This window comes from Streptomyces sp. NPDC048002 (assembly GCF_040653275.1).
GTDB lineage: Bacteria > Actinomycetota > Actinomycetes > Streptomycetales > Streptomycetaceae > Streptomyces.
Window position 1 is genome coordinate 20,505 of the sequence record NZ_JBEZNL010000018.1, and the last position, 11,926, is coordinate 32,430.

General features: G+C 73.2%; 8 protein-coding genes. 4 read left to right on the top strand and 4 right to left on the bottom strand.

The annotated features are described in order from the left end of the window. Positions 1-17: 17 nt before the first annotated feature. The 3 genes from AB0E07_RS22170 to AB0E07_RS22180 all read right to left on the bottom strand — a co-directional run bounded on the left by AB0E07_RS22170 (position 18) and on the right by AB0E07_RS22180 (position 4,922). Complete coding sequence (locus tag AB0E07_RS22170; protein ID WP_362254658.1) at positions 18-812, bottom strand: serine protease; 795 nt, start codon at positions 810-812, stop codon at positions 18-20. A gap of 221 nt (positions 813-1,033) precedes the next feature. Beyond that, a complete protein-coding gene (locus AB0E07_RS22175) occupies positions 1,034-3,838 on the bottom strand; it encodes an AAA family ATPase (RefSeq protein WP_362254661.1) in 2,805 nt (934 codons plus the stop codon). 253 nt (positions 3,839-4,091) lie between these two features. Beyond that, on the bottom strand, positions 4,092-4,922 hold the full coding sequence (locus AB0E07_RS22180) for a helix-turn-helix transcriptional regulator (protein ID WP_362254962.1): 831 nt from the start codon (positions 4,920-4,922) through the stop codon (positions 4,092-4,094). Positions 4,923-5,057: 135 nt separating this feature from the next. Between AB0E07_RS22180 and AB0E07_RS22185 the strand changes: the two genes are divergently transcribed. The 4 genes from AB0E07_RS22185 to AB0E07_RS22200 all read left to right on the top strand — a co-directional run bounded on the left by AB0E07_RS22185 (position 5,058) and on the right by AB0E07_RS22200 (position 10,924). Beyond that, positions 5,058-6,725 carry an AMP-binding protein gene (locus AB0E07_RS22185; protein WP_362254664.1) on the top strand — a complete coding sequence of 556 codons (1,668 nt, stop codon included), beginning with the start codon at positions 5,058-5,060 and terminating at the stop codon, positions 6,723-6,725. Further along, on the top strand, positions 6,722-8,311 hold the full coding sequence (locus AB0E07_RS22190; protein ID WP_362254667.1) for an AMP-binding protein: 1,590 nt from the start codon (positions 6,722-6,724) through the stop codon (positions 8,309-8,311). Before AB0E07_RS22185 ends, AB0E07_RS22190 begins: the two co-directional genes overlap by 4 nt. Before the next feature lie 260 nt (positions 8,312-8,571). After that, a complete protein-coding gene (locus AB0E07_RS22195; protein WP_362254670.1) occupies positions 8,572-9,708 on the top strand; it encodes a cellulose binding domain-containing protein in 1,137 nt (378 codons plus the stop codon). Positions 9,709-9,838: 130 nt separating this feature from the next. After that, complete coding sequence (locus AB0E07_RS22200) at positions 9,839-10,924, top strand: lytic polysaccharide monooxygenase (protein WP_362254673.1); 1,086 nt, start codon at positions 9,839-9,841, stop codon at positions 10,922-10,924. 85 nt (positions 10,925-11,009) lie between these two features. Here AB0E07_RS22200 and AB0E07_RS22205 read toward each other — a convergent pair whose 3' ends face one another. Then, complete coding sequence (locus AB0E07_RS22205) at positions 11,010-11,747, bottom strand: hypothetical protein (protein ID WP_362254676.1); 738 nt, start codon at positions 11,745-11,747, stop codon at positions 11,010-11,012. Positions 11,748-11,926 lie beyond the last annotated feature (179 nt).

An 11,926-nucleotide genomic window follows, 5' to 3' on the forward strand; every position in this document is an offset into this window, starting at 1 on the left:
TCAGGAGTTCTTCCGGGTCACGAGTTGACCTGAGCGGTCACCAGGCTGGAGAAGGTCGTCAGCCGGGTGTAGACGCCCGGGTAGCCGGCCAGCGCACAGCCCTCGCCCCAGGAAGTGATCCCTGCCAGGACGCCCCCGACAAGCAGGGGACCGCCGCTGTCGCCCTGGCAGGTGTCCACGCCGCCGGAGGTGTATCCGGCGCAGACCATGTCGGACTGGACGAAGTCCGAACCGTAGGAACCGCCGCAGCTGGAGTCGGAGACCATCGGCACGGTCGCCGTCCGCAGCTGGTTGGAGGAGCTGCCGCCCGAGGAAGTGGTGCCCCAGCCGATGATGCGCGCGGTGGTGCCGGCCGCGTACACGCCCGTCTGGGTGGACGAGACGTACGGCGCGGTCGTGTACGGCATCGACGTCGACAGGGTCAGCACCGCCACGTCGTCGCCGTTGGTGGCGTCCGTGTAGCTCGGGTGGATCCAGATCCTGCTGACCCGGCTGACGGTGCCGTTGGTGCCGTTGCGGTAGGTGCGGCCGCCGACGACTCTGACGCTGCTGGTGGTCTCACCGACCATGCAGTGGGCCGCGGTGACGACCTTGGTGGCCGAGACGAGCGTGCCGCCGCAGAACTGGTTCTGCGAGGAGTCCGTGATCTGCATCATGAACGGGTACGACGTCGTGGTGGTCGTCGAGCCGCCCACGATGGGCTGGGGGGCCGCGGCGGCGGTGGGGGCGACGCCGATCAGCGCGGTCGCCGCGGCCGCGGCGGTGGCCGCGAGCACGGTGGCGGTCTTCTTGGCACGGTTGAGCCCGAACATGAGTCTCCTCATTGGGTTGCCGGTGGGGGGTCGCGCGGGTGTGGGGGTGAGGCACGGGGGTCTCGGGACAGACCCCCGTGTGCCCGGCGAGCGGCACGCCCCTTACGCTAGAACCCGCGGCAGCCCTACCCAAGAAGGGAACCCCCTAAGGGAGTTGGGCAGGGAAAACCCTCGGTCGGCGGTCGTCAAACCCCCGGTGAAGGTGAATTCCTGAGAGTCCTTCAGTTTCCGGGGCGGCCCGCCGCGAGTCTGACGATGTCGACCCTCGAACGGATCCCCAGCTTGCGGTAGACGCGGGTGAGGGTCGCCTCGACCGTCTTCACGCTGATGAACAGCCGGGCGGCTATCTCCCGGTTGGTGGCGCCCTCCATGACCAGCGCGGCCACCTGACGCTCCATCGAGGCGAGCGAGTCCAGCGCGTCCAGCGCGGCGGCCCGAGCGGGCGCCGGCTCGGCCGGGGGCGCGGCGGCGGCCGACTCCACCTGGCGCAGCCACGGCAGCGCCCGGCAGCGCCGGAACAGCCGCGCCGCCTCGTCGTACGAGGTCGGCACCGGCCGCAGGGTGCGCAGCGCGGCCAGCGCGTAGGCCGCACGCGCCTCCTCCAGGCCGTAGCCGAGCTTGGCGAGCCGGTCCTGCACGGACGTCAGCTGCGCGGCCGCCCGGTCCCGTTCGCCCCGCGCGGCGCGCACCAGCGCCTCCGCGCGGTCCAGGACCGCCAGCACACTCTCCCGGCCCAGCCGCAGCGCGCGCGCCCGCGCCGTGTCGATGACGCCCTGCGCCTCCTCCGTCGCCCCGATCAGGACCAGCGCCTCGGCCAGGTCGCCGTGCCAGCGCCCGCGCGCCGGGTCGGTGATGCCGAGCCCCGCCTCCAGCTCCCGCACCCGGCGCAGCGAGGCCACCGCGGCGGGCGCGTCCCCCGCCACCAGCTGGGCGTGGCCGAGGGCGGCCAGGGCGCGCGAGACGTACATCTGGTCGCCGTCCCGCTCGGCGTGGTCGAGGGCCTCGCGGGCCAGCGTCAGCGCCCGGTCCACCTCGCCGCCGGCGGCCTCGGTGAGGGAGGTCAGCACGGCGGAGGCGACCTCGCCGATCCCGGTGTCCCGGGCCAGCCGAAGGCTCTCCCGGGCCAGGTCCAGGGCGCGGGCGCAGTGCCCGGTGCGCAGTTCGGTCTCGGCGAGGCCGCGCAGGAAGTGCACCTCGCTCTCCACCGAGCCGCGCCGGCGCACCTCGCGCAGCAGCGCGGTCACCGTGGCCCGCGCCTCGGACAGCTGGTCGCTCATCACCAGCCAGCGGAACCGGGCGTACCCGGCGCCGTTGTGATGGCAGGCCACCCGCGGGTCCTGGGGTTCCGTCAGCGCCCGCCGGATCGTCGCGGGCGCGTCCGGGTGGCCCATCAGGGTCTCGGTCTGCGCCTGGAAGGAGAGCGCCATCAGCTCCGTGTACCGGTCGCCGCCGCGGGCGGCCAGTTCCGCGCAGTAGGCCGCCTCCTCCCGGGCCGGGTCGAAGTCGCCGTCCACCAGCAGGGCCCGCCAGGCCAGCTGGTAGTGGATCAGGGCCAGCAGCCGGGGATCGTCGCCCGCGTCGGCCAGCGCCTGCGGGAAGACCGCGTCGACCTCCGCCATCGCGTGGCCCGCGGTCTCGACCACCACGATCCAGGCCCGCACCCGCTCGGCCGGCACCGTCGAGCCGGAGAGCACCTCGCGCGCGATGTCCCGGGCGAGGTCCAGCTCACCGGCGGTGATGGCGTCCTCGGCGGCCTGGAGCAGCAACGTCTGCGGACTGCCCTCGGCCGGGGTGTGCCGGGCCGCCAGCCGGCCGAGCGAGGCGGCGACCGCGGGCGCCCCCCGGTCCCGGGCCAGGGCGGCCGCCTCCGCCAGCGCGGAAGCCACCTCCGGGTCGGTTCCGATGGTGGCGAGCGCCAGGTGCCGGGCCCGCTCGATGGGGTCGGAGGCGGCCGTCGACAGCGCGGCGTGCGCGGCCCGCCGCTCCTGGGCGGGGGCCTCGGCGTACAGGGCGGCCGAGATCAGGGGATGCGCGAAGCGCACCGCGGGCCCCTCGGACTCCGTCGCCAGCAGACCCAGCTCGGCCGCCCGCGCGGTGTCCGCCTCGGCGTCGGACCGGCCGGCGGCACGCAGCAGGGCCAGGGTGGGCCGGGCGCCGGCGCTGGCCACGAGCAGGGTGTGGCGGGCGTCGGCGGAGAGCATCTGGAGCCGGTTGAGGACCAGGGCGCGCAGCGAGGTGGGCACCGGCAGCGGCTCGCCCGGCCGGGGCGGGGTGGGGTTCTCGGCGAGCGTCCGGCCCAGTTCCAGCGCGAACAGCGGGTTGCCGCCGCTGGTGCGGTGGACGTCACGGACGGTGGAGCGGGCCAGGCCGGTGTAGCCGCGGTGGTCGAGCAGGGCGGCCACCTGGGTGCGGGAGAGCGGGCCGAGCCGCAGGGCGAGGGTGTCCGGCGGGGACGCGCGTAGATGCCGGTCGTACTCCTCGTCCTCGGTGCGGGCCGCGCAGAGCATCCGCACCGGGGTGTCGCCGAGCCGGCGGGCGGCGAAGCCGAGCAGTTCGGCGCTGGCCGGGTCCAGCCACTGGAGGTCGTCGGCGACCACCAGCACCGGGCCCTCGGCGGCGAGCGCGCGCAGGGCGGAGAGCACCGCCAGACGCAGGGCGAGCCCGTCGCGCTGGAGCGTGGACTCGCCGCGTCCGGTGAGCGCCGACTCCAGGGCGGTGCGCTGGGCGGCCGGCAGCCGGTCGCAGACCTCGTCCAGCACCAGGCCGAGAAGATCGGCGAGGGCCAGGAAGGGGAGGTGGGATTCGGACTCGGTGGCCGAGCAGCGCAACACGGTCCGTGACGCTTCACCGTATTCGGTGGCCAAGGCCCGCAGGACGGTCGACTTTCCTATTCCGGCGGGCCCGTGCAGGAGGACACTGCCGCCCCGGGCGAGCTGCCCGCGCGCGGCCGCGACCGGCTCGTCCCGGCCGATGACCAGGTCGGAGCGGGATCTGGCAGGCTCCCTGAAGTCCCGTGGCACGGTCACCGTTCCCCTCCGTGTGGCGTGTCCTGGCCAATATTAGGCAAGGGTCTTTGAATTTCGGAGGGCCTGCCGAGTGAGCCGAATAACAACCTTGCAGCATAGGGAAATTCATCGGGTGGATGGATGAATGGGGGAGTGACGGTCCGGGCCCCCGGAGCACCCCCCGGGCGGCTCCCCGCGCGCCGCCGCTACGGGAGCAGCGCGGCTGCGGCAGTACCGCCGCTACAGGAGCAGCGCGGCTGCGGCAGGACCACCGCTACGGCAGCAGCGCGGCCCGGCGCGCCGCCGCCACCGCCTGCCCGCGGGTGTGCGCGCCGAGCTTGCGCATGGCCGAGCGCAGATACCCCTTCACCGTCTCCGGCCGCAGGCCCAGCCGTTCGGCGGCGACCGCGTTGGTGGCACCCTCGGCCACGCACGCCAGCACGTCCAGCTCCCGGGGCGCGAGGGCCACGCCCCCCGCCCGCTCCGCGCGGGCACCCGCCCGCCCCTCCGGCGTGAGCAGCCCGCACGCCTCCAGCAGTTCCCCGCGCAGCCCCGGGTCGCCGATCCGCGGCGCCAGCGCGCGCAGCGCCGCGTGCGCCTCCCGCACCCGCTCCCACGCCGCGCCCGCCTCCGCGGGCTCCGGCTCCGGTCGTGCCGCGTCCAGCAGTTCCCGCGCCGCCTCCCGCACGACCAGCGCCTGCTCCACGTCCCGGGCGGCGGCGACGGCCGCGGACAGCGTGCGGTCGCCCAGCGGCTGGGCGGTGCGCAGCGCGCCGTAGAGGACACCGCGCACCCGGCGCCGTACGACGACCGGGACCGCGAGGACCGAGCGCAGGCCCTCCGCGGCCACGGCGGTGTCGTACTCGTGGCTGATCTGCCGCGAGACGGAGTAGTCCGTCACCGCGCAGGGGCGCGCCAGGGCCACGGCCCGGCCGCCGAGGCCGGTGCCGGAGGTCACCGCGAGGCGGCTCAGCGACAGCGTGGCCGTGCCGTTCAGCTCGCTGATCAGCATCTGCGGCCGGGCGGACTCCACCAGCCCGCCGAAGGCGACCGGCAGACCCGTGCCCCGGCGCAGCCGGACCAGCGCGCCGCGGATCTCTGTCATCGCGCCGACGTCCGTCGTCAACCGTCCGCCCTCCTTCCGCGGCGTACACCCCCGTTCGGGGGTAGTGAGACCTCCGTCACGGATTAGACGATGGCAGGGAGCCGCCGGGCAATGGTCCGGAACGAAGGAGGACACATGTCGGCCACCGAGGACTTCCGCAGGGCACGGGACTTCCTGCTGGAGCACCGCGAGGACTACGCCACCGCCTACGACGGCTTCACCTGGCCCCGGCCCGAACGGTTCAACTGGGCCCTGGACTGGTTCGACGTCATCGCGCGCGGCAACGACCGCACCGCGCTGCACATCGTCGAGGAGGACGGCACCGAGGCACGGCTGTCCTTCGCCGAGATGTCCGACCGCTCCGACCGGGTGGCGAACTGGCTGCGCGAGCGGGGCGTCGGTGCCGAGGACCGGGTGCTGGTCATGCTCGGCAACCAGACCGAGCTGTGGGAGACCGCGCTGGCCGCGATGAAGCTGCGCGCGGTGGTCATCCCTGCCACCCCCCTGCTCGGCCCCGCCGACCTGCGCGACCGGGTGGAGCGCGGACGCGTCCGGCACGTCGTCGCGCGGGCCGAGGACACCGGCAAGTTCGACGACGTGCCCGGCACCTACACCCGGGTCGCGGTCGGCGGCGCGCGCGAGGGCTGGCTGTCCTACGCGGACACCGCCGCCGCCCCGGCCGGCTTCACGCCCGACGGGCCGACCCGCGCCGACGACCCGCTGATGCTCTACTTCACCTCCGGGACCACCGCACGGCCCAAACTGGTCGAGCACACCCACGTCTCGTACCCCGTCGGCCACCTGGCCACCCTGTACTGGATCGGCCTGCGGCCGGGCGACGTCCACCTCAACATCTCCTCCCCGGGCTGGGCCAAGCACGCCTGGTCGAACCTGTTCGCGCCGTGGAACGCCGAGGCGACCGTCTTCCTGTACAACTACACGCGCTTCGACGCGGCCCGGCTGATGACGGAGATGGACCGGGCCGGCGTCACCACGTTCTGCGCCCCGCCGACCGTGTGGCGGATGCTCATCCAGGCCGACCTGACCGCGCTGCGCACCCCGCCGCGCGAGGCCGTGGCGGCCGGTGAGCCGCTCAACCCCGAGGTCATCGAACAGGTCCGGCGGGCCTGGGGCGTGACCGTCCGGGACGGCTTCGGCCAGACCGAGACCGCCGTACAGGTCTCCAACAGCCCCGGCCAGCCCCTGAAGACCGGTTCCATGGGACGCCCCAGCCCCGGCTACCGCGTCGAACTGCTGGACCCGGTCACCGGCGCCCCCGGCGCGGCCGAGGGCGAGATCGCGCTCGACCTGTCGGCCCGCCCCGTCGGCCTGATGACCGGCTACCACGGCGACGCCGACCGCACGGCCGAGGCGATGGCGGGCGGCTACTACCGCACCGGCGACATCGGCTCCCGGGACGCCGACGGCTACCTCACCTACGTCGGCCGCGCCGACGACGTCTTCAAGGCGTCCGACTACAAGATCAGCCCCTTCGAGCTGGAGAGCGCGCTGCTGGAGCACGAGGCGGTCGCCGAGGCCGCCGTCGTACCCGCTCCCGACGAACTGCGCCTGGCCGTCCCCAAGGCGTACGTCGTCCTCGCCGAGGGCTGGGAACCGGGACCCGACACCGCCAAGGTGCTCTTCGAGCACTCCCGGGAGGTCCTCGCCCCCTACAAGCGCCTGCGGCGGCTGGAGTTCGCGCCGCTGCCCAAGACCGTCTCCGGCAAGATCCGCCGGATCGAACTGCGCGAGGCCACGGCGGCCGGCTCGGACGCCGAGTACCGCGAGGAGGACTTCCGGTGACCGCGCTGTCGTACACCCACGGAACCGGCACGACCCCGCTGCTCGGCGACACCATCGGCGACAACCTCGCCCGTACGGCGGCCACTTGGCCCGAGCGGGAGGCGTTGGTCGACGTCCCCTCGGGGCGGCGCTGGACCTACGCCCGCCTCCTCGCCGACGTGGACCAACTGGCCTGCGCGCTGCTGGAGAGCGGCGTCCGCAAGGGCGACCGGGTCGGCGTCTGGGCGGTCAACTGCCCCGAGTGGGTGCTGGTCCAGTACGCCACCGCCCGGATCGGCGCGATCATGGTGAACATCAACCCGGCCTACCGGGTGCACGAGGTCGCGTACGTGCTCCAACAGGCGGGAATCTCGCTGCTGTTCAGCTCGCTCGGGCACAAGGGCAGCGACTACCGGGCCATGGTGGACGAGGTCCGCCCCGACTGTCCCGACCTGCGCGAGGCCGTCCACTTCGACGACCCGAGCTGGGACGCGCTGCTCGGCCGGGCCGTCCCGCGCGAGCTGCCCGCCGACCTGTCCTGCGACGACCCGGTGAACATCCAGTACACCTCGGGCACCACCGGCTTCCCCAAGGGCGCCACCCTCTCCCACCACAACATCCTCAACAACGGCTATTTCGTGGGGGAGTCGATCGCCTACACCGAGCAGGACCGGATCTGTCTGCCGGTCCCGTTCTACCACTGCTTCGGCATGGTCATGGGAAACCTGGCGGCCACCACGCACGGCGCCTGCATCGTCATCCCCGCCCCGTCCTTCGAGCCGAGGGCCACCCTGGAGGCGGTCCGGCGGGAACGCTGCACCTCGCTGTACGGCGTCCCGACGATGTTCATCGCCGAGCTGAACCTGCCCGACTTCGCCGAGTACGACCTGACCTCGCTGCGCACCGGCATCATGGCCGGCTCGCCCTGCCCGGTGGAGGTGATGAAGCGGGTCGTCGCCGAGATGCACATGGAGCAGGTGTCCATCGCCTACGGCATGACCGAGACCTCCCCGGTCTCCCTCCAGACCCGCACGGACGACGACCTGGAGCACCGCACCGGCACCGTCGGCCGCGTCCTGCCGCACGTCGAGGTGAAGGTCGTCGACCCCGCCACCGGGGTCACCGTGGAGCGCGGCACCGCCGGAGAGCTGTGCACCCGCGGCTACGGCGTGATGCTCGGTTACTGGAACGAGCCGGAGCGGACCGCCGAGTCCGTCGACCCCGCCCGCTGGATGCACACCGGCGACCTGGCGGTGATGCGCGAGGACGGGTACGTCGAGATCGTCGGCCGGATCAAGGACATGATCATCCGGGGTGGCGAGAACATCTACCCGCGAGAGATCGAGGAGTTCCTCCACGCCCACCCGGGGATCGCCGACGTCCAGGTGGTCGGCGTCCCGCACGAGCGGTACGGCGAGGAGGTGCTCGCCTGCGTCATCCCGAGCGACGCGGGCGACCCGCTCACCCTGGAGGAACTGCGCGCCTACTGCGACGGCCGCCTCGCCCACTACAAGGTCCCCAGCCGCCTGAGGATCCTCGACTCCTTCCCGATGACGGTCTCCGGGAAGGTGCGCAAGGTGGAGCTGCGCGAGCGCTACGGGGACTGACCGCCGCGGGGGCGTCCGGGCCGGGGCGCCCCCGCGCGGCGGTGCGTCGGTCGCGGGGCCGGGCGCCCCGAGTGCCGGGCGGGCGCCGGTAAATCCATTCGGTGGATTCGCGCACGCAGGGTTGTCAGGGACATGTGGTCCTCCTACAGTCGCGACGAAACCGGTGGAGTGGGAGCGCTCCCATCATTGGGGAGGCGGGAGCGCTCCTGGAACCCCGGCACCCGCCTGTCGCATCCGGTCCCCGCAGAGAGGCCCCCCACATGCGCTTGTCCCCGCACCGCCTCCGCACTCCCCGCGCGCTCCTCGGCGCCCTGCTCACCGTGCTGGCCACCGCCGCGGCGCTCCTCACGGCCGGTCCGCCGGCCCGCGCCGACACGCTGATCTGCGACCAGTACGGAACGACCGTGATCCAGGGACGCTACGTCGTCCAGAACAACCGCTGGGGCACCGCCGCCACCCAGTGCGTCACCGCCACCGACACCGGCTTCCGGGTCACCCAGGCCGACGGCTCGGTGCCCACCAACGGCGCCCCCAAGTCGTACCCGTCGGTGTTCAACGGCTGCCACTACACCACCTGTTCACCCGGCACCAACCTCCCCGCCCAGGTCAGCGGCGTCTCCAGCGCCCCCAGCAGCATCTCCTACGGCTACGTCGGCGACGCCGTCTACAACGCCTCGTACGACATCTGGCTGGACCCGACGCCGCGTACCGACGGCGTCAACCGGACCGAGATCATGATCTGGTTCAACCGGGTCGGGCCTGTCCAGCCGATCGGCTCGCAGACCGGCACCGCGACCGTCGGCGGCCGGAGTTGGGAGGTGTGGACCGGCAGCAACGGCGCCAACGACGTGATCTCCTTCGTCGCCCCGTCGGCGATCGCCGAGTGGAGCTTCGACGTCATGGACTTCGTCGACCAGGCGGTGGCCCGCGGACTGGCCCAGCCCAGCTGGTATCTGACGAGTGTTCAGGCAGGCTTCGAGCCGTGGCAGAACGGCGCCGGGCTGGCGGTCAACTCCTTCTCCTCCACCGTGAACACCGGCGGCACCGACCCCGGTGACCCGGGCGACCCCGACCCCGCGGCGAGCTGCCGGGTGGCGTACGACACCAATGTGTGGCAGGGCGGGTACACCGCCAACGTCACCCTCCACAACACCGGTTCGGCCCCCGTCGACGGCTGGCGGCTCGGTTTCGCCCTGCCGTCCGGGCAGCGGATCACCGGCGCCTGGAACGCGACCCTGTCCGGCGACTCCGGCGCCGTCGTGGCGAGCCCCGTCGCGCACAACGCGCGGATCGCGCCCGGCACTTCGCAGAGCTTCGGCTTCCAGGGCACCTACTCGGGCACCTTCGCCGAACCGGCCGCCTTCACCCTGAACGGCACCGCCTGCACCGTCGCCTGACCCGCGCGTACCGGGACGGGTCCCGCACGGCCCGTACCCCCGAACTCCTCCGCCCGCCCGGCGCACAGCCGGCCCCGGGCGGGCGGAGGGCTCCACAGCGACGGCTCGACGACCGACAGGAGACAGACACATGGCAAGACGTCGAAACCGCCTCCTCTCCTGGGCGGCGGTGCTGGCCACCCTGCTCAGCGGACTGGGCCTGGCCCTGCTCGGCCAGGGCAGCGCCCAGGCGCACGGGGTGGCGATGATGCCCGGCTCACGCACCTACCTCTGCTACATCGACGCCAAGACCAGCACCGGCGCCCTGGACCCGACGAACCCGGCCTGCGAGGCCGCGCTCGCCGAGAGCGGGGCGAACGCCCTGTACAACTGGTTCGCGGTGCTCGACTCCGCCGCGGCCGGCCGCGGCGCCGGCTATGTGCCGGACGGCACGCTGTGCAGCGCCGGAGACCGGTCCCCGTACAACTTCACCGGCTACAACGCGGCCCGCGCCGACTGGCCGCGCACCCATCTGACCTCGGGCGCGTCGATCCGGGTCAAGTACAGCAACTGGGCCGCGCACCCGGGCGACTTCCGGGTCTACGTGTCCAAGCCCGGTTACTCGCCGACGACCGAGCTGGGCTGGGACGACCTGGACCTGGTCCAGACGGTCACCAACCCGCCGCAGTCCGGTTCGGTGGGCACCGAGACCGGTCACTACTACTGGGACCTGAACCTGCCCTCGGGCCGTACCGGTGACGCGGTGCTGTTCATCCAGTGGGTGCGCTCGGACTCCCCGGAGAACTTCTTCTCCTGCTCCGACATCGTCTTCGACGGTGGCAACGGCGAGGTGACGGGCATCGGCGGCTCGACCGGCGAGCCGACGCCCACGCCGACTCCCACACCCACCCCGACCGACCCGCACACCGGTTCCTGCATGGCCGTCTACTCGGTGACCAGCGCCTGGAACGGCGGCTTCCAGGGCTCGGTCGAGGTGATGAACCACGGAACCACGCCCCGTAACGGCTGGGCGGTGAGCTGGCAGCCGGGCGCCGGAACCAGGATGAACACCGTCTGGAACGGCACGCTCAGTACCGCGGCCGACGGGACCCTCACGGTCACCAACGCCGCCTACAACGCGACCATCCCGCCGGACGGCAGCGTCACGTTCGGCTTCACGGCCAACTCGACCGGCAACAACTACCCGGTCGGCACCATCGGCTGTGTGGACCCGTAGGCGGACCCGCGACCCCGGTCCGTGACACCGCGCGCGCCGCGCCGGTCCCCGTGCGAGAGGGGGCCGGCGCGGTCGTGCGCGCGGGTCATGCGGAGGAGTCGAGGTCGTCGGCGTGGCTGTTGACCGGCTGCGGGGTGCCCGTGAGGTCCAGTACGAACAGCGGGACGCCGAGCGAGTCGGCCCGGGTGCGGGCCTCGGTGGCGTACCCGGCGAGCGAGAAGTAGGCGCAGGCGGACGACTCGGTCATGGCCGTCAGCCACAGGCACTCCACGTCCCGGGCGGCGGCCGGGCGCACGGTCGGGTCGACCTGCGCCAGCAGGCCGCGCGCGGCGAGACCGACGCCGGCCGGCGGCCGCTGGTCGGCGCGCCGGATGTCCCGGTAGCCGAGCCAGCGCAGATACAGCGCGGCGGCGGTGACCGCGTCGCGCGCGGTGCGGATGGTGACCGGCTGGAACGCGGGACGGTGCCGGGGCTCGGCCGGTTCCACGGTGTCGGCGTCGGCGTCGGTGCTGGCGTCGGCGTCGGTGGCGGTGTCGGCGCAGGGTCCGGCCGGGGTGTCCGCCACCGGGATCCGCACCGTGGCGCCGCAGGGGCAGCCCAGCTCCGGGTACGGCCACTGGCCGCGGTGCCCGCAGGAGGCGCACTCCACGGTCACCCACTCCTCGGCCCACACACGGCGGGCGACGACCGACGCGGCGCCGCGCGGGTCCAGCGGCGGAGCCACGGGGGCGCCGCACACGCACGGATACGACGGAGCGACATACCGGTGCTCACGTTGACAGGCCGGGCAGCGCACCGCCGAGCTCTGGGGCATGCCACCCATGGTGCGGCAGGGAGCCCCGGCTTGTCCGTCTCTTGACGGGCTTGGTCCCTCCACCTACATTGCTTCCAGATAGTAGAAACTGATTTCCGCAATGTGGAATTTAATGCGGAAGACGACAACGGAAGACGCTCACCGCGGGGCGCGACGGGAGTGCGAATCCGACGGCCGAAGCAGGAGTA